At 67.6% G+C, this 21,216-nt stretch carries 21 protein-coding genes, 1 tRNA gene and 1 pseudogene; 9 read left to right on the top strand and 14 right to left on the bottom strand.

Annotated features, from left to right (window positions below):
* Nucleotides 1-9: 9 nt before the first annotated feature.
* Nucleotides 10-1,050, top strand: coding sequence for an ABC transporter ATP-binding protein (locus tag ACQP2E_RS37270; RefSeq protein WP_433827627.1), 1,041 nt, complete (start codon nt 10-12; stop codon nt 1,048-1,050).
* 18 nt (nt 1,051-1,068) lie between these two features.
* Nucleotides 1,069-2,106, top strand: a complete 1,038-nt coding sequence (locus tag ACQP2E_RS37265) for an ABC transporter ATP-binding protein (protein ID WP_433827626.1) — start codon at nt 1,069-1,071, stop codon at nt 2,104-2,106.
* 28 nt (nt 2,107-2,134) lie between these two features.
* Here the strand turns inward: ACQP2E_RS37265 and ACQP2E_RS37260 are convergent, their stop codons facing one another.
* The 7 genes and pseudogenes from ACQP2E_RS37260 to ACQP2E_RS37230 form a co-directional block, all read right to left on the bottom strand.
* Nucleotides 2,135-3,658, bottom strand: a complete 1,524-nt coding sequence (locus ACQP2E_RS37260; RefSeq protein ID WP_433827625.1) for a beta-N-acetylhexosaminidase — start codon at nt 3,656-3,658, stop codon at nt 2,135-2,137.
* Nucleotides 3,659-3,688: 30 nt separating this feature from the next.
* A complete protein-coding gene (locus ACQP2E_RS37255; RefSeq protein ID WP_433827624.1) occupies nt 3,689-4,555 on the bottom strand; it encodes a calcium-binding protein in 867 nt (288 codons plus the stop codon).
* A gap of 11 nt (nt 4,556-4,566) precedes the next feature.
* Nucleotides 4,567-5,241 carry a hypothetical protein gene (locus tag ACQP2E_RS37250; RefSeq protein ID WP_433827623.1) on the bottom strand — a complete coding sequence of 225 codons (675 nt, stop codon included), beginning with the start codon at nt 5,239-5,241 and terminating at the stop codon, nt 4,567-4,569.
* A 93-nt stretch (nt 5,242-5,334) separates the two neighbouring features.
* Nucleotides 5,335-5,571, bottom strand: a pseudogene (locus tag ACQP2E_RS37245) (hypothetical protein); the annotation flags it as partial.
* Between the two features lie 59 nt (nt 5,572-5,630).
* The gene (locus ACQP2E_RS37240; protein ID WP_433827622.1) at nt 5,631-6,296 is read right to left on the bottom strand and encodes an HNH endonuclease family protein; all 666 of its coding nucleotides are present in this window, start codon (nt 6,294-6,296) and stop codon (nt 5,631-5,633) included.
* Between the two features lie 59 nt (nt 6,297-6,355).
* Complete coding sequence (gene leuA / locus ACQP2E_RS37235) at nt 6,356-8,080, bottom strand: 2-isopropylmalate synthase (protein ID WP_433827621.1); 1,725 nt, start codon at nt 8,078-8,080, stop codon at nt 6,356-6,358.
* A gap of 188 nt (nt 8,081-8,268) precedes the next feature.
* Nucleotides 8,269-9,036, bottom strand: coding sequence for a hypothetical protein (locus ACQP2E_RS37230; RefSeq protein ID WP_433827620.1), 768 nt, complete (start codon nt 9,034-9,036; stop codon nt 8,269-8,271).
* A gap of 148 nt (nt 9,037-9,184) precedes the next feature.
* On the opposite strand from ACQP2E_RS37230, the gene ACQP2E_RS37225 reads away from it, so the two are divergent.
* Together ACQP2E_RS37225 and ACQP2E_RS37220 are read left to right on the top strand one after the other, a co-directional pair.
* Nucleotides 9,185-10,450, top strand: coding sequence for an aspartate kinase (locus ACQP2E_RS37225; protein WP_111654183.1), 1,266 nt, complete (start codon nt 9,185-9,187; stop codon nt 10,448-10,450).
* Nucleotides 10,451-10,455: 5 nt separating this feature from the next.
* A complete protein-coding gene (locus tag ACQP2E_RS37220; RefSeq protein ID WP_433834240.1) occupies nt 10,456-11,523 on the top strand; it encodes an aspartate-semialdehyde dehydrogenase in 1,068 nt (355 codons plus the stop codon).
* 146 nt (nt 11,524-11,669) lie between these two features.
* On the opposite strand, the gene pyrE is transcribed toward ACQP2E_RS37220, so the two are convergent.
* Nucleotides 11,670-12,194 (bottom strand): orotate phosphoribosyltransferase, encoded by a 525-nt coding sequence (gene pyrE, locus ACQP2E_RS37215; RefSeq protein WP_111654185.1) that lies wholly within the window; start codon nt 12,192-12,194, stop codon nt 11,670-11,672.
* Between the two features lie 138 nt (nt 12,195-12,332).
* Here pyrE and ACQP2E_RS37210 point away from each other — a divergent pair, with 138 nt between their 5' ends.
* On the top strand, nt 12,333-12,608 hold the full coding sequence (locus tag ACQP2E_RS37210; protein WP_111654186.1) for a hypothetical protein: 276 nt from the start codon (nt 12,333-12,335) through the stop codon (nt 12,606-12,608).
* Nucleotides 12,609-12,715: 107 nt separating this feature from the next.
* On the opposite strand, the gene ACQP2E_RS37205 is transcribed toward ACQP2E_RS37210, so the two are convergent.
* Nucleotides 12,716-12,792 (bottom strand) — tRNA-Pro (locus tag ACQP2E_RS37205).
* 73 nt (nt 12,793-12,865) lie between these two features.
* Nucleotides 12,866-13,762, bottom strand: a complete 897-nt coding sequence (locus ACQP2E_RS37200) for a metallophosphoesterase (protein ID WP_433827619.1) — start codon at nt 13,760-13,762, stop codon at nt 12,866-12,868.
* 24 nt (nt 13,763-13,786) lie between these two features.
* On the opposite strand from ACQP2E_RS37200, the gene ACQP2E_RS37195 reads away from it, so the two are divergent.
* Nucleotides 13,787-14,239, top strand: coding sequence for a GatB/YqeY domain-containing protein (locus tag ACQP2E_RS37195; RefSeq protein ID WP_433827618.1), 453 nt, complete (start codon nt 13,787-13,789; stop codon nt 14,237-14,239).
* A gap of 58 nt (nt 14,240-14,297) precedes the next feature.
* Here ACQP2E_RS37195 and ACQP2E_RS37190 read toward each other — a convergent pair whose 3' ends face one another.
* A complete protein-coding gene (locus ACQP2E_RS37190; protein WP_433827617.1) occupies nt 14,298-16,727 on the bottom strand; it encodes a transglycosylase domain-containing protein in 2,430 nt (809 codons plus the stop codon).
* A 310-nt stretch (nt 16,728-17,037) separates the two neighbouring features.
* Between ACQP2E_RS37190 and ACQP2E_RS37185 the strand changes: the two genes are divergently transcribed.
* A complete protein-coding gene (locus ACQP2E_RS37185) occupies nt 17,038-17,337 on the top strand; it encodes a WhiB family transcriptional regulator (protein WP_111654190.1) in 300 nt (99 codons plus the stop codon).
* 35 nt (nt 17,338-17,372) lie between these two features.
* Here the strand turns inward: ACQP2E_RS37185 and ACQP2E_RS37180 are convergent, their stop codons facing one another.
* From ACQP2E_RS37180 to ACQP2E_RS37170, 3 genes are read right to left on the bottom strand one after another with little or no spacing between them, the layout of a single operon-like run.
* A complete protein-coding gene (locus ACQP2E_RS37180) occupies nt 17,373-18,500 on the bottom strand; it encodes an ArsA family ATPase (RefSeq protein WP_433834238.1) in 1,128 nt (375 codons plus the stop codon).
* Nucleotides 18,501-18,548: 48 nt separating this feature from the next.
* Complete coding sequence (locus ACQP2E_RS37175) at nt 18,549-19,499, bottom strand: ArsA-related P-loop ATPase (RefSeq protein WP_433827616.1); 951 nt, start codon at nt 19,497-19,499, stop codon at nt 18,549-18,551.
* A gap of 15 nt (nt 19,500-19,514) precedes the next feature.
* Complete coding sequence (locus tag ACQP2E_RS37170; RefSeq protein WP_433827615.1) at nt 19,515-20,276, bottom strand: Rv0361 family membrane protein; 762 nt, start codon at nt 20,274-20,276, stop codon at nt 19,515-19,517.
* Nucleotides 20,277-20,397: 121 nt separating this feature from the next.
* On the opposite strand from ACQP2E_RS37170, the gene ACQP2E_RS37165 reads away from it, so the two are divergent.
* Both ACQP2E_RS37165 and ACQP2E_RS37160 read left to right on the top strand, forming a co-directional pair.
* Complete coding sequence (locus ACQP2E_RS37165; RefSeq protein WP_433827614.1) at nt 20,398-20,553, top strand: DUF4177 domain-containing protein; 156 nt, start codon at nt 20,398-20,400, stop codon at nt 20,551-20,553.
* Between the two features lie 85 nt (nt 20,554-20,638).
* The gene (locus ACQP2E_RS37160; RefSeq protein WP_433827613.1) at nt 20,639-21,130 is read left to right on the top strand and encodes a RidA family protein; all 492 of its coding nucleotides are present in this window, start codon (nt 20,639-20,641) and stop codon (nt 21,128-21,130) included.
* Nucleotides 21,131-21,216: the final 86 nt, after the last annotated feature.

Below are 21,216 nucleotides of genomic sequence, written 5' to 3'. Positions count from 1 at the left end.
GAGAGAAAGATGTCCGTCAACTCGGCAACCGACCGCCCATTCCTCGAGGTCAAAGACCTCACGGTTCGCTTCGAGACGGACGACGGCATCGTGCAGGCCGTCTCCGGGTCGAACTTCTCGTTGCGGGCCGGCCAGACGCTCGGCATCGTTGGCGAGTCCGGCTCCGGCAAGAGCGTCACGTCGCTCGCACTGCTGGGCCTGCACCGCACCCGCAGCAACGCGAAGGTCAGCGGGGAGATCTGGCTCGACGACAAGGAACTGGTCACCGCCACCGACGAAGAGGTTCGTAAGCTTCGCGGCGGCAAGATGGCGATGATCTTCCAGGACCCGCTGAGCGCTATGCATCCGTACTTCACGGTCGGGTCGCAGATCGTCGAGGCGTACCGGGTGCACCACCCCGCGGCGAACAAGAAGGTCGCGCGCGAGCGGGCCATCGACATGCTCGCCCGGGTCGGCATCCCGCAGCCGGAGCGGCGCTTCCACGATTACGCGCACCAGTTCTCCGGCGGTATGCGCCAGCGCGCGATGATCGCGATGGCGCTGGTCAACGACCCGAAACTGCTGATCGCCGACGAGCCGACCACGGCACTCGACGTGACCGTGCAGGCGCAGATCCTGGACCTGATCCGCGACCTGCAGGAAGAGTTCGGCTCCGCGGTCATCATGATCACGCACGACCTCGGCGTGGTGGCCGAGCTCGCCGACGAGGTCCTGGTGATGTACGGCGGCAAGGTCATCGAGCGTGGCCCGACGATCGACCTGTTCCAGCGCCCGCAGCACCCGTACACATGGGGTCTGCTCGGATCGATGCCGCGCCTCGACCGTGAGGTGCGCGACCGGCTCAACCCGGTCAAGGGATCGCCGCCCAGCCTGATCAACCTGCCGGACGGATGTGCTTTCCACCCGCGCTGCCCCTACGCGGGCCGCAACGGTGACCGGTCCTTCAAAGAGGTGCCGGTGCTGATCGGCGGGACCCATTCGGTCGCCTGCCATCTGCCGCCCGACCTGCGAACCAAGATCTTCCAGGAAGAAGTGGCTCCGAACCTCTGAGCGGGGAGTAATAGAACGATGAGCGAGAACCTGCTCGAGGCGACCGGGGTGCAGAAGCACTTCCCGATCACGAAGGGCCTGTTCCGGCGTCAGGTCGGTTCGGTGCGCGCTGTCGACGGCATCGACCTGGACGTGCGGTCCGGTGAGACGCTGGGTCTGGTCGGTGAGTCCGGTTGCGGCAAGTCGACGCTGGGCCGGCTCTTCACCCGGATCCTGGAGCCGACCGGCGGCAAGATCGTCTTCGAGGGTCAGGACATCACCCACAAGTCGGTCACCCAGATGCGGCCCCTCCGCCGCGACGTGCAGATGATCTTTCAGGACCCGTACTCGTCGCTGAACCCGCGGCACACGGTTGGATCGATCATCGCGGCGCCGCTGCAGATCCAGAACATCCCGACCCCGCAGGGCCTCAAGAAGGCCGTGCAGGAGCTGCTGGAACTCGTCGGACTCAACCCGGAGCACTACAACCGGTACCCGCACGAGTTCTCCGGCGGTCAGCGTCAGCGCATCGGCATCGCCCGGGCGCTCGCGCTCCGGCCGAAACTGATCATCGCGGACGAGCCGGTCTCGGCTCTCGACGTGTCGATTCAGGCCCAGGTCGTGAACCTGCTGGAGGACCTGCAGAACGAGTTCGACCTCACCTACGTCTTCATCGCGCACGACCTCTCGGTGGTCAGGCACATCTCCGATCGGGTCGCCGTGATGTACCTCGGCAAGGTGGTGGAGATCGCCGATCGCGACGATCTCTACAAGAACCCGCGTCACCCGTACACGGTCGCCCTGATGTCGGCGGTCCCGGTGCCGGACCCGGTCCGGCGTGATCGCGCGCAGCGCGAGCGCGTGCTTCTCACCGGCGACGTGCCGAGCCCGATCAACCCGCCGTCCGGCTGCCGATTCCGCACCCGCTGCTGGAAGGCGCAGGACATCTGCGCGACCGAGGAACCGCCGCTGGTCACCCGCCTGGAGGACCCGCAGTCGCACCTCACCGCGTGCCACTTCCCGGTGGTCTCGGACGAGGTCGTGGCCGGCCGCCGCCCGCAGCCGGCGTCCGCCTGATCATTTTCTGCCGCTCGCCGCGGATTCCCTAACTCCAGGGGATCTGCGGCGAGCTGTAGAAATGCACTCCCTGCCGGGTCCACCGCGGGCCATATGCGCCCAGCCGCATCTTGAACGAGTCCCAGTCGCTTTTCCGGGACCACCCGATATCCGCGATGGCCACGAGCCGCGGAAAAGCCAGAAACTCGATCTCCGCGAGATCGGTCAAGGTCTCCGACCAGAGCGGCGCCTCAACCCCAAAAACCAATTCCTCCGGTACGCCGGAAAGAAGCGTGCCGGGATCCCAGGAGTACGAGTCGCGTACCTCGGTCGTCCCTGCCCAGTGCAGTCCGCCCGGGGTGAGTAGGTCGTACTGCATGTCCAGATAGGCTCTGTCGGCCGGGGACATGATGACGCGTTGCGTGGTTTCGAGTGGCGCCTGGTGGTTCCAGTACTGAACGATCGCATCTGTTCTGACGGCCGCGATCTCCTGCCAGCCGATCGCTGTCTTTCGGTATTTGCCGACCAGTGGCAGAACCCGTTGCTGAAAAGACAGATAGTCGGCGTGCGGCGTCGAATGCGCCTCGTCGCCGCCGATGTGCAGAAACGGTCCGGGCGTCATCGCGGCGAGTTCACGGATCACGTCCTCGGCGAACCGGTACGTGATCTCCTTGCCGGCGCAGAGCGAGCTGTAACCGACCCGGATGTCGATTCGCGGCCTCGGCGCCACCCCGTCGCAGGTCAGTTCGGGGTACGCGACCTGGGCCGCGTTCACGTGACCCGGCATGTCGATCTCGGGGACGATGGTGACGTACCGCTGGGCGGCGTAATCGACGAGATCGCGATAGTCGTTCTTGGTGAGGAACCCACCACCGAGGCCGCGAACACCGGTGCCTTTCGCGCCGCCGACGGTGGTGAGCCGGGGCCAGCTGTCGATCTGGATCCGCCAGCCCTGGTCGTCGGAGAGATGCAGGTGCAGAAAGTTGATTTTGAACCGGCTGATCTGGTCGATGTACCGCTTGACCTCGTCCGGTGTGTGGAAGTGGCGGGCCAGGTCGAGCATGGCGCCCCGATAGGCGAAACGTGGCTTGTCGTTGATCACGCCACCGGGGATCGTCCAGGGTCCCTTCTGGATAGTGGCGCTCTCGATCTCCGGCGGGAGCAGCTGACGTAGCGTCTGCACGCCGTTGAAGAGGCCTTTCAGGGAGCCGGCCGTCAGTTCGACCTGGTCCCGATCGACGCCGAGCCGGTATGCCTCGCCGCTCATCCGAGCGTCGAGACCGATTCTGATCGCGCTGTTCTGGGGGTCGGCAGCCACCGGTAGTGCGAAGCCGGTAGCCGGTCGCCAGGCTGCGGCGAGTTGCTCGGCGATCGGGGCGGCCGGTCCGCCGGCAGTGATCACCGTGTCCCGGGTGAGGCCGAAGCTCTCCGACCCGGGAATCGCTTCGGCCGGAGCGGGGAGGACGCTGCTGATCGAGAACGGCAGCGGCGCCGGGCCGGGGCCGGCCGAGGCCGTGGTGACGGCCAGTGGAAGGGCCAGAAACGCGGCGACGGCCAGGTGGGTGACACGCACCCGCCTGACCGTACCGAGGTGGATCAATGCTTACTCGATCTCGCAGTCCTGCTTGGTGCCGGATTCGCCGATGCGGCAGAGGTCGGTGCCGTCACCGCCTTGCAGGGTGTCGTCGCCGGTGATGCCATACAGCTGATCGTTGCCGGCGCCGCCGATCACGGTGTCGTTGCCGTTCGAGCCGTCGAGCCAGTCATTTCCGGCGCCGCCGTCCAGAGTGTCGTTGCCGTCGCCACCGGTGAGCTTGTCGTTCCCGCTGCCGCCGTAAATCTTGAGGCTGGTGCCGTCGCCGCCCTGGATGACGTCGTCGCCGGCGTCGCCGTAGAGCCGGTCGTTCCCCCGGTAATCGAGGATCGTGTCGTTGCCGTCGCCGGCGTAGACCTTGTCATTGCCGGCCGCGCTGAGAATGCGGTCCTTGCCCGAGCCGCCGTAGATGACGTCGTTGCCGACCCATCCGTAGAGCCGGTCGTCGCCGCTCCCACCGGAGAGGGTGTTGTTGCCGGTGCCGCCGGTGATCTTGTCGTTCCCCGAGCCGCCGTAGACCTTCAGCGCGGTGCCGGTCTTGCTGGCGAAGACGTCGTTCTTGTCGCCGAGGTACGCGGTGATCAGGATGGTCTTCTTCGTGGTGGTGCAGCGGACCTTGGTCTTGTCGCCCTTGACCTTCTTGCAGCCCTTGCCGGCCTTGATCGCGACCCGGTCGTCGATGGTTACCGTACGGCCGGACCGGGTGATCTTGACCGAGTTGGCCTTACCGCTGCCTGCCTTGAAGACGACCTTTGAGGTGCCGGACACCGAAGCGGCGCCGGTTGACGCGGCGAGGGCGGGCGCACCCACCGCGGTGACCGCGATCGTGGTGAGGAGCGTGACGCCGATACGCGTCAGCCAGGTTGAACGTGACATGTGATTTCCCGTCATGGTTGTGGGTCCGTGCCGGTGCCGCCGTAGAGCTTGTCGTCGCCCGTTCCGGCGTACCCCAAGAAGTTGATTTTGGTCTTGTTGGCGAGGACGTCGTTCTTGTCGCCGAGATGGGCGGTGATCTGGGTGGGCGTCCTCTTGGTGGTGCAGCGGACCTTGGTCTTGTCGCTCTTGCCCGGCTTGCAGCCTTTGCCGGCTTTGAGCGGGACGCTGTCGGACGAGCCGGAGCCGAACAGGAGGTTGCCGTCGGTGAGGCGGTCCGCGCCGTCATCGCCGTAAAGGTCGACCTCGCCGTCGCCGCTGAACTCGTCATCGCCCGCGCCGCCGTGGATGTAACCGGCGTGGTGGGTCGCGGTGGCGTGCAGGACGTCGGCGGACGGAGAGCCGAAGATCTGGCTGATCGGGCCGACGATCACATCGCCCTCGCCCGGCTCGCCGTGCGTGCCGTCGGCACCGACCCTGCCCTTGACCCTCTTGCAGCCCTTGCCGGCCTTGATCGTGACGCGGTCGTCGATGGTGACTGTGCGGCCGGAACGGGTGAGGGTGACGGCGTTGATCTTCCGCAGGCCGGCCTGGTAGGTGACGGTCGTGCTGGACACCGACGCCGCGCCGGTGGAGGCCGCCATGGCGGGTGCGCCGATCGCGCCGGCTGTCATGGTCGCGAGGAGCATGACGCCGGCACGCGTCAGCCAGCGCTTACGGGAACCTGAAATCCACACATGAGGTTGGATGCCGGTTCAGGTCCTGCGGTTTTGTGACCTGCGTCATCCCTCCGGGCGATTGAGCAGACCCACCGCGATGGTGTGCACGGTGTCCAGGCCGGCCGGGTCGGCCAGGGGCGCTTTGCCGCCGGTCACCGCGTACCACTCGTCGGCGTCCTTGTACTGCACGCGCAGCACCACGTCGGACCCGGCCAGTTCGGTACGCAGGGTCAGGTCACCGGTCACGACGCCGACCTCATCGGTCATCACGCCGCCCGGACCGGGAACGATGTCGGTGGTCTTGCTCTGTCCCGTGCTCGGTTCTGTGCTCTGTTCCTTGCTTTGTTCCGGTGCGGTCATCAGCAGGTCCTCAGCATGTCGTCGAGCGCCGACTTCTCCTTGTCGGTGACGCTCAGCTTCCAGTAGCTCTTGACTGTGATCCAGTCCACAGCGTATTCGCACCAGACGCTTTCCGCCGGAGGCTTCCAGGTGGACGGATCCTGGTCACCCTTTGACCGGTTGGAGGTCGCCGAAACCGCGATCAGCTGGGGACGGTCAAGGTCGTTGGCGAAGTCGCCGCGCTTGTCGTCGTCCCACTTGGCAGCGCCGGAACGCCACGCGGCCGCCAGCGGGACCATGTGGTCGATGTCCACCTTGGTCGGCGAGTCGATGACCTGGTCGTCATAGATGCTGTTCCAGGTCCCGGCGACCACGTTGCAGCCGGAGAGCTTGACGTTCTTGCCGTCCCGCTCAAGAACCGTGTCGCGGACATCGCAGTTCGAGCCGGCGTCACGCCAGTGCGGGAACTTCTCCCGGGAGTAACCCTTCATGGTGGCGGCCTTGGCGACGGTCAAGGCGTCCAGCTGGGTCTTGGCCTCCTTCGCCTCTTCCGCCGAGGTGGAAGAGGCGCCGGAACCGGAACCGGAATCCTGACCCGGGTCGCCGGCGTCGACGACCTCGCAACCGGTCAGGGCGAGGGAGGCGGTGAGCAGGAACAGGAGCGAGCGGGGGGCTTTTCGTGGCACGACGCCAGCCTAAGCGTGATCCCCGCGTGCCGCCCCTCGGCGGCACGCGGGGATGAATCTCAACGCGCGCGGTTGATCGCGCTGGTCACCGCTTTGATGGAGGCGCTGACGATGTTGGCGTCGATCCCGACACCCCAGACCGAAACGTCACCGACCTGGACCTCGACGTACGCGGCCGCCTGCGCGTCGCCGCCCGAGGTGAGCGCGTGCTCCTGGTAGTCCAGAACCCGGGCGCTGATCCCCAGTGGTTCGACGGCCTGCACGAACGCGGCGATCGGGCCGTTGCCGACACCGGCCAGCGGGCGGCGGACCCCCCGGTGGAAGACCTCGACGTCGATCTCGACCTTGCCGTCGACCGTCGCGGTGCTGTAATTCTCCACGGTGAACGCCGGGGTGGACTGGTGCTCCACCAGGTACTCGCCGGCGAAGATGTCCCACATCTGCTGCGGGCCGACCTCGCCGCCCTCCTCGTCGGTGTGGTGCTGCACGACGCCGGAGAACTCGATCTGCAGCCGTCGCGGCAGGTCCAGCTTGTGCTCTTCCTTCATGATGTACGCCACGCCGCCCTTGCCGGACTGCGAGTTGACCCGGATGACCGCCTCGTAGGTGCGGCCGACGTCCCTCGGGTCGATCGGCAGGTAGGGCACGCCCCAGGTGAAGTCGTCGATCGGGGTGCCGGCGGCGTCCGCGTCGGCCTGCAGGGCGGAGAAGCCCTTCTTGATCGCGTCCTGGTGCGACCCGGAGAACGCCGTGTAGACCAGGTCGCCCGCGTACGGGTGGCGCTCGTGCACCGGCAGCTGGTTGCAGTACTCGACGGTCCGCTTGATCTCGTCGATGGTGGAGAAGTCCACCTGCGGATCGATGCCCTGGGAGAACAGGTTCAGCCCCAGGGTGACCAGGTCGACGTTGCCGGTCCGCTCGCCGTTGCCGAACAGGCAGCCCTCGATGCGGTCCGCACCGGCCAGCAGGCCCAGCTCGGCGGCGGCCACCGCGGTGCCACGGTCGTTGTGCGGGTGCAGGCTCAGCACGACGCTGTCCCGGCGGGGCAGGTTCCGATGCATCCACTCGATCGAGTCGGCGTACACATTGGGGGTTGCCATCTCGACGGTGGCCGGCAGGTTGATGATCAGCGGCCGGTCCGGCGTGGGGTCGATCACGTCGATCACGGCGGAGCAGATCTCCAGCGCGTAATCCAGCTCGGTGCCGGTGTAGGACTCCGGCGAGTACTCGTAGAAGATCTCGGTGTCCGGGGTGTGGATCTCCGCGTATTTCTGGCAGAGCCGGGCGCCGGTCGTCGCGATGTCGGTGATGCCGTCCTTGTCCAGGCCGAACACCACACGACGCTGCAGCGTCGAGGTCGAGTTGTAGAAGTGCACGATGGCGCGCTTGGCGCCGCGGATCGACTCGAACGTCCGGTCGATCAGGTGCTCACGGCACTGCACCAGGACCTGGATCGTCACGTCGTCCGGGATCAGGTCCTGCTCGATCAGCTGGCGTACGAAATCGAAGTCGGTCTGGCTCGCGGCCGGGAAGCCGACCTCGATCTCCTTGTAACCCATCTTCACCAGCAGCATGAACATGCGCCGCTTGCGTTCCGGGGACATCGGGTCGATCAGGGCCTGATTACCGTCGCGCAGGTCGACCGCGCACCAGCGGGGAGCGGCCTCGACCACGCGGGAGGGCCACTGACGGTCGGTCAGCGGAACGGCGAACTGCTTCTGGTACGACTCGTAGCGCTGGAAGGGCATCGCGCTCGGACGCTGGGTCTTGAAGGCCTCGGACATGTGACTGCTCCAGTCAGGAAAAAGACGAGCAGGCGGCGCGACTCAACTCCGCGACGAGGTGCCGGCCTGGAATGGGGCCTCGTCGCGGCAGCGAAGGAGAAGGTTCACCTGCCACATGTCGTCACCGACGTTACGTGATCAGTTTCGAGGTGGCTAATAGAACGACCGGATCGTGGGAAACCTGACCGTCAGCCCGGTGCGACCACCGAGGACGGGACGACCACCGGTGGCGGCGCATCCATCCCCAGTGGCGTCCCGGTGACCACCGGGCCGGGCAGCTGAACCGCCGCCGGCGCGGCCACCTGCTTGACCAGCTTCAACACCCCGAAGTTGACCCGGGCCGCAGTGAGCAGGCCGTCCGCCGAGTAGCAGTAGATGCCGACGTCGACCGGCGCGTCCAAGCCGGCCGCGACCGAGTCGACGGAGTAACAGGTGCCTTCCGCGCCGTCGAGCGGCCGGACCGCGGAGACCGCGAGCGCCTCGTGCCGGTCGGTGAAGGCGGGCAGCCACTGCCGGAACAGGCGCTGCACCTTCGGGTCGTACTTGCGGGGCACCTTCTCACCGTGGTCGGCGACCAGGACACAGGTGGCGCTGACCCCGAGCGAGCACTGGTGCACGCCGGCGGCCGTACGCACGATCGCGACGTCGGCGGTCCCGCCCAGCGCGCCGCGCGGGATGTCGACCCGCCAACTGCCGTCGTTCGCCACCATGGCGATCACGTCGCGGGGACTGCCGTCGCCGGTGTCCCAGGTGTAGAGCGCGGCAAATCGGCGGTCCAGCGCCAGCGCGGCCAGACCGGCGAGGGCGCTGCCGGCGTCCCCCGCGGGCCCCTCCACCGCAGCCCCGTCCGCCGATGGGGGCGCCGCCGAGGTGGGCGCCGGCGCCGGGGTCTCGCCGCCGGAACAAGCGGTCAGACTCAGCGCCAGCAGCGTGACGGTAAACGCGAAAAGCCGCATCGGGACATTCTGGCCGGGCCGTGCGACACGCCCCTCCAGCGCCCCCGGCGTGTCGCGGCACGGTGGCCGGAATCTGGGATCGCCTGTCGAGCGGTCGTGCCAGCGCGGCTAGGGTGGTCAGGACCGCCCTGGAAGGAATGGTTTTGCCGTGGCTCTAGTGGTGCAGAAGTACGGTGGTTCGTCGGTGGCGACGGCCGAGCGCATCAAGCGCGTGGCCGAGCGCATCGTGGCCGCCCGCAAGGCCGGCGACGACGTCGTTGTCGTCGTCTCCGCGATGGGTGACACCACCGACGAGCTGATGGACCTGGCAAACCAGGTCAGCCCCCTGCCGCCGGGCCGCGAGCTGGACATGCTGCTCACCTCCGGCGAACGGATCTCGATGGCGCTGCTCGCCATGGCGATCCACAACCTGGGGTACGAAGCCCGGTCGTACACCGGCTCGCAAGCCGGCGTGCTGACCACCTCGGCGCACGGCAAGGCGCGCATCATCGATGTCACGCCGGGCCGGTTGCGTACCGCGCTGGACGAGGGCGCGATCGCCATCGTCGCGGGTTTCCAGGGTGTCTCGCAGGACACCAAGGACATCACCACGCTGGGCCGGGGCGGCTCGGACACCACCGCCGTCGCGCTCGCCGCCGCGCTGCACGCCGACGTCTGTGAGATCTACACCGACGTGGACGGCGTCTTCACCGCGGACCCGCGGATCGTGCCGAACGCCAAGCACATCAAGCAGATCACGTACGAAGAGATGCTCGAGCTGGCGGCCGGCGGGGCAAAGGTGCTGATGTTGCGATGCGTGGAATACGCGCGCCGTTTCAAGGTGCCGATCCACGTACGCTCTTCGTACTCGAATAAAGAAGGCACGCTCGTCACCGGATCGATGGAGGACCCTGACGTGGAGCAAGCATTGATCACCGGGGTCGCGCACGAGCGCAGCGATGCCAAGATCACGATCGTCGGCGTCCCGGACGAGCCGGGCTCGGCGGGCCGCATCTTCGAGACGGTCGCCCAGGCCGAGATCAACATCGACATGATCGTGCAGAACGTCTCCACCGAGGGCACCGGTCGCACCGACATCTCGTTCACCCTGCCCAAGGCCGACGGGTCGAACGCGATGTCCGCCCTGGACAAGATCAAGGACCAGATCAAGTTCAAGAGCCTGCTCTTCGACGACCACGTGGGCAAGGTGTCGCTGATCGGCGCCGGCATGCGCTCGCACCCGGGTGTCGCGGCGGCTTTCTTCGCCTGCATCGGCGCCGCCGGGGTGAACATCGAGATGATCTCCACGTCGGAGATCCGGGTCTCGGTCGTCTGCCGTGACACCGACCTCGACACCGCCGTGCGCGCCGTGCACGACCAGTTCGAGCTCGGTGGCAACGAGGAGGCAGTCGTCTACGCGGGCACCGGCCGGTAACCCGGCTGATGGCGAAGCCCACGCTCGCCGTCGTCGGAGCCACCGGCTCCGTCGGTTCCGTCATGCTCGAACTGCTCTCGTCCCGGCGCGACGTCTGGGGCGAGATCCGGCTGATCGCGTCGGCCCGCTCCAGCGGCAAGGTCCTGACCTGCCGCGGAGTGGAGCTGACCGTCCAGGAACTGACCGCCGAGGCCTTCGACGGCGTCGACGTGGCGATGTTCGACGTGCCCGACGACGTGTCGGAGCAGTGGGCGCCGATCGCGAACGCGCGCGGCGTCATCGTGGTCGACAACTCGGCCGCGTTCCGGATGGAACCGGACGTGCCGATCGTGGTGCCCGAGGTGAACCGCGAGGTGCTCCAGTACCGACCACGGGGCATCGTGTCGAGCGCCAACTGCACCACCGCTGCGATGATCATGGCGGTGGCGCCGCTGCACTACGAATTCGGGCTGCGTGAGCTGGTCCTGGCGTCGTACCAGTCGGCATCCGGCGCCGGTCAGGTCGGCGTCGACACCCTGCATGACCAGCTCACCAAGGTGGCCGGCGACAGGCTTCTCGGTTCCCGTCCGGGCAACGTCCGCCAGGCGGTCGGCGACGATCTTGGCCCGTTCCCGGCGCCGCTCGCGCTCAACGTGGTGCCCTGGTCCGGGCAGCTGGAGGCGCTCGGCTGGTCCTCCGAGGAGCTCAAGCTCCGCAACGAGTCGCGCAAGATCCTCGGGATTCCGGCGCTGAAGGTCTCGGCCACTTGTGTACGCGTACCGGTCGTCACCGGACACTCGATCGCCGTGCACGCCGTTTTCGCGGCCGAGGTGACCGCCGACGGGGCCCGGCAGGTGCTGCGCAACGCGCCAGGCGTGATCGTGGTGGACGACCCGGAGTCGGGCGAGTTCCCGATGCCGATCGACGCGGTCGGCACCGATCCGTCCTGGGTGGGCCGCATCCGCCGGGCGATGGACGACCCCCGAGCCCTCTCGTTCTTCGTCACCGGCGACAACATGCGCAAGGGCGCAGCCCTGAACACGGTCCAGATCGCCGAATTGCTGGCAGCTGAGCTGACCAAAGCCCGCTCCTAGCCACCCTTCCTAGCGCGATCTTGTGAACTTCCACGGGAACGGTGCCGCGGAACTCCACAAGATCGCGCAAGGAGGGGGCCGGAGAGGGCCGCAGGGGGCTGGAGCGAGCCGGAGGGCTGGAGGGAGCTGGAGAAGGCTGGAGGGGGTTAGGCGACGGCGTCCAGGTCGGCTCGGGTCAGCAGGGCGCGCAGGGTGATGCCCTCGGCAGCGAGGGCCTGTGAGCCGCCCTCCTGACGGTCGATCACGCAGACCGCGTGGTCCACATGTGCGCCGAGGCGTCGCAGGTCGTTGGTGGAGAGCACAACCTGCCCGCCCGAGGTCACCACGTCCTCGACGATCAGAACACGCCGGCCGGCCACCTCGGCGCCCTCGGCGAGCCGGGCGGTGCCGTACTTCTTGGCTTCCTTGCGAACGAACGCGGTGGGCAGCTTGGCGTGCCGGGCCAGCGCGGTGACCACCGCGATGCCGCCCATCTCCAGGCCGGCGAGGACCTCGGTGCCTTCCGGAATCAGCACGGCCAGCTGTTCGGCCAGCTTGTCGAGGAGTTCCGGGTCGGCCTCGAACTGGTACTTGTCGAAGTATTCGGTCGCGGTGCGGCCGGAGCGCAGGGTGAATTCGCCGGTTAGCCGGCTCACGCTGCGAACCTGCCGGGCAAGGTCGGAGTCAGTCACAAGGACCCAGCTTGTCACATGCCGCTTCCCACGTTCTCGTCACCCGTACAGGTACTTGATCCATGCTTTACCGCAAAATATGTCCTTTTGGGGTACTTTTCGCCTAATTAGTGGCTTATGCCCCGGAAGGATAGTTCTGTGACACCCTTCGCGATGCTCTTCCTGCTCGCTCTCGCCGGCTCCTCGTGCTTTGCCCTGGGCCGTGCCCTCGGCCGCGGCGAACGCTACGAGCGCGGTTACCGAGAGGGCTTCCGCGACGGCGAGACCGGCTCCCTGGCCCGCGCCACCCGGCTCATGCAACTCGGCGACCGCCCGTCGGTCGCGCCCGCCGTGGAGCAGATGATCGGCCCGTACGCGGTGCCCCAGCAGGCGGCGCCCCGCACCATGCCGGCCCGCCCGCAGCTCGCACTCTAGAACTGGGGGCGCGCACGCCCACAAGGCAGATGCGCGTCCCGGACGGAAAAAGCCGTAGGCCCGGCTCACCGAATCAATCCGGTGTGCCGGGCCTACCTGCAACTACGTGGTCGGGGTGGCGGGATTTGAACCCACGGCCTCTTCGTCCCGAACGAAGCGCGCTACCAAGCTGCGCCACACCCCGAGCTGCGAGATAAATACTAGCTGACCCTCCCGCAGCCACGGAAATCGGGACCCCCCACCCGTGAAATGCCAGGTCAGCGTGGGATCAGAGTGAGCAGTGAGGCCTCCGGCTTGCAGGCGAATCGCATCGGGGCGGTCGGGTGGGTGCCCAGGCCGGCGGAGACGTGCAGCCAGGAATCCGAGCCGGGCCAGCGATGCAGGCCTTTCGCCATCGACTGGGGCAGGTCGCAGTTCGTGGCGAGTGCTCCGTAGAACGGCACGCAGACCTGACCGCCGTGCGTGTGCCCGGCCAGGAGCAGGCTGAACCCGTCCGCGGCCATCGCGTTCAGGACCCGGGACGCCGGGGTGTGCGTGACACCGAGGTGCAGGTCGGCACCGCTGCTGATCGAGCCGGCCACCGAGGCGTAATCGTCGCGCTCGACGTGCGGGTCGTCGACGCCGGCCAGCTCGATCGAGCGGCCGCCGGCTTTCAGGACAGTGCGGGCGTTGTTCAGATCGGCCCAGCCCGCGTCCACCAGAGCGGCTCGCAGGTCGTCGGTGGGCAGGTCGACACCCTGCACGTATTCCCGCTCACCGGGCAGGACGTAACGCAGCGGGTTCTTGAAGACCGGGCCCCGGTAGTCGTTGGAGCCGAAGACGAACGCGCCCGGCCGGTCGAGGAACGGCTCCAGGGCGCGCAGCACCCCGGGGACCGCGTACGGCGAGGACAGGTTGTCGCCGGTGGTGATCACCAGGTCCGGGTCGGTGCCGATCAGCGCGGCCACCCAGTCCTGCTTGCGGCGCTGCTCGGGCATCATGTGCAGGTCCGACAGGTGCAGGATGCGCAGCGGTTCCGCATCCGGTTCGAGCACCGGTACGTCGAAGCGGCGCAGCGTGAAGAGGTTGCGCTCGATGAGGGAGGCATAGGCGAACGTCGCGCCGCCAACAGCGGTCAGCGCCGCGGCGGCGGTAATAAGGGAGCGCTTGCGCATGACGGCAAGGGTAGTTTCTCCGCCATGGGAACGCTGAAAGACCGCCTGAACGATGACCTGCACACGGCAATGAAGGCCCGGGACGAGCTGACCACGTCCACGCTGCGGATGGCGCTGTCCGCTGTGCGTACCGCCGAGGTGGCCGGTGACGCAGTTCGCGCGCTCTCCGACGACGAGGTGCTGGCCGTGCTCACCAAGGAGGCGAAGAAGCGCCGCGAGGCTGCTACCGCGTTCTCCGGTGCGGGCCGGGCCGAGCAGGCCGCCAAGGAGGTCGCCGAGGGCGAGGTGCTGGACCGGTACCTGCCGAAGCAGCTCACCGACGCGGAGATCGCCGAGATCGTGACGCAGGCGCTCGCGGCGGCCGGCATCACCGGTAAGGCGCAGATGGGCCCGGCCATGAAGGCTGCTCAGAGCGCCGTGGCGGGACGCGCGGAGGGCGGGCGGGTTGCCGCAGAGGTGCGGCGCCAGCTGGTCTGACACGGACCAAATGAAACGGGCGGGAGATCGTTGATCTCCCGCCCGCTTTTTCTCCCGGCTAGTTGCCGGGGCCGTTGTTGTTACCGGGGGCTGCCGGTGCTTCGCTTTCCGCGGGATCCGGCTTGTCGTTCTTGCCGTTGCTGATCTCGAGGACCACGACGCCGCCCTTGATGGTCCGGCCGGACGGGTTGGTGCCCGCCACGGTGCCGGCCGGGCACTTCGAGTCGACGGTCGAACCGGTCGAGACCGAGAAGCCCTGGCCTTCCAGCCGGTCGCGAGCGGCGCCGACCGAGTCACAGGTCACGTCGGCGATCGACCTCTGGTCGCCGTACGCGATCTTGGTGCTGGCCGGCTTCTTGAACTGGACCTTCGGCTTGCCCTTCATGTAGTTCGCGACCGTGTACTGGACGGCCGGGTTGATGATCGGGTGCGACATGTGGTCCTTGTGGTCCGGATAGTCCGGGTTGACCATGTAGCCCGCGACCACGATCGACGTCGTGCCGACGATCAGCGACGCGGTCTTGTCGGCGTCGGTGGTGCCGGACTTGCCGAACACCGGGTGGCCGACGATGCCCTTGGTCGGGCCGGCGGTCGCGCCGTTGCAGGCGCCCATCTGGGCCGAGTCGCCGACCGGGCAGCGAGCCGCGTCGAGAGCAGCGCGAGCCACGTCCTTCGTGGTGGCCCGGATGCAGTGCGGCTTGCCGACGTCGATCTTCTCGTTGTCCTTCGTGGTGATCTGCTCGACCGGGGTCGGCTCGCAGTACATGCCGTCACCGGCGAGCGTGGCGTACGCGTTCGCCATGTCCAGCGGCGTGGACGCGGTGACACCCAGGGAGAAGGCGCCCCACTGCTCGACGCCGCCCTCCTTTGTTGCCATGAAGGCGTCGTTCGGCTCGCGGAACTGCACGCCGAAGCGCTTGGCGACAGCCACCACCTTGTCGGTGCCGACCCGCTCCTGGAGCGGGATGAAGTACGTGTTGATCGACTTCGCGAAGGCGGACCACATCGTGTAGACGCCGGCGCCGCCACCACCCGAGTTCTTCGGACAGTAGAAGTGCGTGCCCGCGCAGGCCGCAGGTGACCCGCGCTGGACGATATAGCCCGACTTGTACTGTTTCTCCGCCTTGATCGTCGTGCCCAGCGGAAGACCCGCCTCAAGACCCGCGATGATCGGGAAGATCTTGAACACCGAGCCGGCCTGGTAACCGGTGATGTCGCCACCACCGCTCAGCAGCGGGTTCGTGGTGTTCGGGTACGTGCCGCGGATGCCCTTGGCCGCCTTTTTCGGGTCCGACGAGATCTTGTTCTGCGGGTCGTCCGGGTTGTCGAGCTTGTACTTACGGTTCGTCGCGAGGAGCCGCACCTTGCCGGTGCCGGGCTGGATGCCGGCCAGCAGCAGGGCGTTCTTGCTGTTGTCCGACTGCCGCTCGACGATCTGTTTGCGGGCGCCGGCCTGACCCTTCAGGTCCAGCGTGGTGACCACTCGGTAGCCACCGCTCTTGAGGCGGCGCTCCCGGTCGTACTCGGTGGCGCCGAAGGCCTCCTGGCCCAGCCACCAGCGGTAGAAGTAGTCACAGAAGAAGCCCCAGTTGTTTTTCGCCACCCAGGCGCAACCGTTGCCGACCGACTTGACCTTGTCCGGAACCTTGGACTTCTTCGCCTCGTCAGCCTGCGCCTGCGTGATCATGCCCAGCGAGACCATGCCGGGGATGATGTAGTTGTCGCGGCGCTCGGTGATCTGCTGGTGCCCCGACGGGGTGGTCGGGTTGAAGCTGCTCGGGGCCTTGACCATGCCGGCGAGCATGGCCGCCTCGGCGACCGACAGGTCCTTCGGCTTCTTGTTGAAGTAGACCTGGCTCGCGGCGAAGACGCCGTACGCCTGGTTGCCGAAGGGCGCGATGTTCAGGTAACGCTCGATGATCTGGTCTTTGCTGAGCTGCTTCTCGACCTGGAGCGCGTACTTCATTTCGGTGATCTTGCGCTTCGGGCTGTCCTTCGTCGCGTCGATCACCTCCTGCGGGTTGGTGGCCGAGTACGCCAGCGACATCCGCACGTACTGCATGGTGAGGGTCGAGGCGCCCTGCTGCGCGCCGCCTTGGCTGTTGCCCACGAACGCACGGGCGACGCCCTTGACGTCGACGCCGTTGTGCTCGTAGAACTTCCGGTCCTCGGCGGCCAGGATCGCGTTCTGCATGTTCTTCGAGATGTCCTTCAGCGGAACGTCGCTGCGGAACTCGTCGTAGAACTGCGAGATCTGGGTGCGCCCGTCGGAGGCATAGATCCGGGTGATCTGCGGTGAACTGAAATCCTTGAGCTCACTGGGCAGGTTCGCGAACGTCTGACCACCCGCTTTCGCGGCGAGTCCAGTCATCGCGGCGGCGGGGAAAGCGGCCGCGGCCACGACGACCCCGGCCAACAGCCCGCATATCAAAAGCGAGGTCGCGTTGGTGAAGATGTTGTGATCGCGTCTGCGAAGCCAGGAGGTCACCCGAGCAGGGTACGCGAACACCGCACGCGACCGCCCGGCGAGAAGGCCCCCTCCGCCCGATATGAGTGTGACCCGTCACCCCACTTGGCGGAGTGTTTTTCGGCTTATGCACCAAAGATGCCCCCGTTCGGCCCCCTCCACCTGGCCGCTATGCCCGGAACTACCGGGCTATACGTATTTGAGGGACAACGTTGCGTAATCGACCAACTACGGAGCATGATGGTCCGGCGAGACATCGCAGAGGGCGTCCGCGTGGCATGGGGGACATGGGCCGCGGGCGTCGGGGGGAAACAAGGGGGGACGTTTACCGATGGGGATGATCAGCGACTGGCCCAGCATGGCGGCGTGTCAGAGTGGCGACCCTGACGCGTTGTTCGTGCAGGGTGCCGAGCAGAACGTGGCGAAAAGGATCTGCCGCAGCTGCCCGGTCCGCTACGAGTGCCTCGCCGACGCCCTGGACAACCGCATCGAGTTCGGCGTCTGGGGAGGCATGACGGAACGCGAGCGGCGGGCGCTCCTGCGCCGCCACCCGCACGTGGCGAGCTGGCGGAAGACTTTCGAGGCCGCACTCAAGGAGAAGGGCGCCGACAAGGTGCTCGTCTCCAGCTGATCCCGCGAGCGTTGCTCGGGTGATCAAGCAGCCGGTCACGCGAGCAGCGTTCCGATCGTTCGCAGCCCGTCGACGTCATGAACGTCGGCGGGCTGTGCCGCGACAACTGTCGTCGGGACGTGCGGGAAGGCGTCGGTGAACGTGGCGGCGACGCGTACCTCTCGCTCGGTCTGCCGCAGCAGACCCGCGTGAATGCGCAGCACGTCCGCGGTGACCGTCTGATCGCCGGCGGATTCCAGTTCGGCCGCCGCTGCCTCGCTCTGCTCCGGCGTAAGGCCTGCGGGCTCGGCCTGGTGCATCCGGTTGAGGACCAGCCCACCCAGCGGCATCCGTTCCGCCACCAGCCGCTCCGCGAAGTACGCCGCCTCCCGGACCGCGTCTCGTTCCGGCGCCGCGACCAGCAGGAACGCCGTCTGCGGGTCCTGCAGGACCCGGTAAGTCTGGTCGGCACGGGCCCGGAACCCGCCGAACATCGAGTCCAGCGCCGCGACGAAACCGGAGAGATCGGTCAGCAGTTGCGCGCCGAGAATTTTCTGTACGGCCCGGGAGAACAGCCCGAACGACGCGGTGACCAAACTGAACATGCTTTTGCCGCCGGCCCGCGCCGGAGCGAGCAGCATCCGCAGCATGCGGCCGTCGAGGAACCGGGACAGGCGGGCCGGCGCGTCCAGGAAGTCGAGCGCGGACCGCGACGGCGGGGTGTCCACCACGATCAGGTCCCACTCGTCGGCGGCACGCAGCTGGCCGAGTTTCTCCATCGCCATGTATTCCTGCGTGCCGGCGAATGTCGAGCTCATGGCCTGGTAGAACGGGTTCGCGAAGATCTCGGCGGCGCGATCCGGCTTGGTGTGCTGCTCCACCACCTCGTCGAAGGTGCGCTTCATGTCGAGCATCATGGCGTGCAGCTCACCGCCGGTCGATGAGTCGATGCCTTTCACCTGCCGGGGCGTGTTGTCCAGCTCGGTGAGGCCCATCGACTGCGCCAGCCGGCGAGCCGGGTCGATGGTGAGCACCACCGTGCGGCGGCCGTGCACCTCGGCGGCGCGCAGGCCGAGAGCCGCGGCTGTGGTGGTCTTGCCAACGCCACCCGCACCGCAGCACACCACGATGCGGATCGCCGGATCGGAGAGAAGGCCATCGACGTCTAGCCGTGCAGCGGTCAAGTCAGCCACCGTTCAAGCGTAGTGCGTCTTGATCGGACGAACCCCACTTCACGCTCTCAGAAGGCGGCCGGCGAGATCTTGCAGGCCGCTCATGTTCACCCCGTCGGGCAGCAGCGGCAGCTCCACCATCGGGCGGTTCAGCTCGGCCAGCTCGATGCGCAGCGACTCCTCCAGCTCCCGCCGCGTCAGATGAGCCTGAGCCTGGACGGTGAGTTGACTCACCGTCGCCGCCGAGGCAGGCAGGCCGGCCGCGGTCAGACCTCGCTTGACCTCCGCCTTGGTCACCTTGCCTCCGGTCAGCAGCGCCGGCCGGGCGCCGTTCACGATGATCCGGCCGACCGGGATGTTCAGCGCTGTGAGGTCGGTGATCGCGTCCAGGCTCTCCTGCACCGGCATCTCCTCGAGGAGCGTCACCACATGCACCGCGGTCATCGGTGAGCGCAGCAGCGACGCGACACCGTCGCTCTGCGTCTTGATCGGTCCCATCTTGGCGAGCCGGGCGGTCTCCGCCGTGACGTTCAGGAACCGGCCGACCCGGCCGGTCGGCGGCGCGTCCAGGATCACCGCGTCGTAGACCCGGCGGCCGTTCTCGGTCCGGGTGGTTGCCTCTTTCACCTTGCCGGTGAGCAGCACGTCACGCAGGCCGGGGGCGATCGTGGTGGCGAAGTCGATGGCGCCGACCTTGCGCAGGGCACGACCGGCCGCGCCGAGCTTGTAGAACATGTCCAGGTATTCGAGGAGGGCTTCCTCGGGGTCGACCGCCAGCGCGCGGACCTCGCCGCCACCGGTCGTGGTGGCGATCCGCTTCTCCGTGTAAGGCAAGGGAGCCAGGCCGAACAGCTGCGCGATGCCCTGCCGGCCCTCCACCTCGACGAGCAGGGTGCGCCTGCCGCCGGCGGCCAGGCCGAGAGCCAGGGCAGCGGCCACACTGGTTTTCCCGGTGCCACCCTTGCCGGTCACCACGTGCAGTCGCTCCGGCCAGTTGCGGTGTTCGCCCATGTTCTAAAGGTACGACTAACCGGAGACTTCGCAGACCAGCCAGCCGGCCTTGCGGACGACGGTGAACTCCAGGTCCTGCGCGGCTGTCCGCTCGTCCTCGGTCGACAGCATGACCCGGACCGCGACCTGGGCCTCCTCGTCGCTGGTGGTGGAGACGGCCGGGTCGTCCCACCGGAAGACGGCGCCGGCGTAGTTCTCGGCGTACGCGCCGATCTGGTCCACCCGCTCGGCGAGTTTCTGGTCGTCGCGGGATTTGCGGCACACCAGGTTCTCGGCGACCGTCGCGTCCTGCTGCGTGTAGACGGCGGTCAGGAACCGGTTCACCGCGGTTGCCGGGTCCGGCGAGCCGGGATTGTCGGCGTCCCGGAACAGGAAGTACGCCGAGACCGCCCCGCCGCCGCAGAGCACCAGCGTGGCCACGAAGGCCAGGGACAGGAAGACGGTCGAGCGCCGGCCCGAGGACCGGCCGGCCGACTGACCCGCCGCCCAGATCGGCTCCGGCTGCGCGGGGGAGTGCAGGAAGGAGAGGTGTTCCGGCGGCGAGTGCTGCCATTCACCGGGCTTCTCATGCTGGGCATGCCAGGAGTTCTGCGCGAGCGTGTGCGGTATCACCTCGGTCGCGTCGGGCGCCGGCACGTAGACCGGATGCTCAGCGGTCGCGTCGAGCTGAGGAAAGCCTGGCGGCTCTCCCGTGGCGTCCGGCTCGGCTCGATGCGCCCCCACCGGCGGTGGCGGGCCTCCGGCGACCGGCAGCCCGCTGTCGGCGTTCTGGGTCATGGTCACCCTTCGTGAATGCAATGTCGCTCTACGTGCGTCGTGCCAGTACAGGCTAGCCACTCGGGATGATCCCCGGGCCCTAAGCTGTGCCGGTATCCGACTTATAGGGAGAGGCCAAGTCATGCAGAAGTGGGAGTACGTGACCGTGCCCCTGCTGGTACACGCGACCAAGCAGATCCTCGACAACTGGGGAGAGGACGGCTGGGAGCTTGTCCAGGTCGTGCCCGGCCCCAACCCCGACAACCTGGTGGCCTACCTGAAGCGGCCGAAGGGATGAGCGACTGCACCGAGCGGCACCCGGCCGCGCTGAGCAGCGACGCCGCAGGCGAAGGCCAGGAGAGCATGCCAAAGGGGGCTCGAGCATGACCGCCCCGGCCCCCGTCGCCGGTGAGGGTGGCGTCGACGCGTACGCCAAGCTCGCCGAACTCGGGCTGACCCTGCCGACCGTGGTGCCGCCGCTGGCGTCCTACGTCCCGGCCGTGCAGTCCGGCAACTACGTCTACGTCTCCGGCCAGCTTCCGCTTGTCGAGGGCAAGCTGCCGTACGCCGGCAAGGTCGGCGCCGAGGTCAGCCCGGAGCAAGCCGCCGAGCTGGCGAAGATCTGCGGTCTCAACGCGCTCGCCGCGATCGAGTCGCTCGTCGGCCTCGGCCGGGTCGTGAAGATCGTCAAGCTGACCGGGTTCGTGGCGTCCGCGCCGGGCTTCACCGGTCAGCCGCTCGTGATCAACGGTGCCTCCAACCTCTTCGGCGAGGTTTTCGGCGAGCAGGGCCGGCACGCGCGCAGTGCCGTCGGGGTGGCCGAACTGCCGCTGAACGCGCCCGTCGAGGTGGAAGTCATCGCCGAAGTAGCGTGATCTTGCGGTGATTCGGCCCCTTTTGGTGACCGAAGGTGACGGGAACGGACATCGTGTCTCGGCTACCGCCCCTCGTCCGACGTACG

Source organism: Actinoplanes sp. CA-015351 (genome assembly GCF_050955685.1).
GTDB lineage: Bacteria > Actinomycetota > Actinomycetes > Mycobacteriales > Micromonosporaceae > Actinoplanes.
This window is presented reverse-complemented; position numbering and strand designations above follow the sequence as displayed.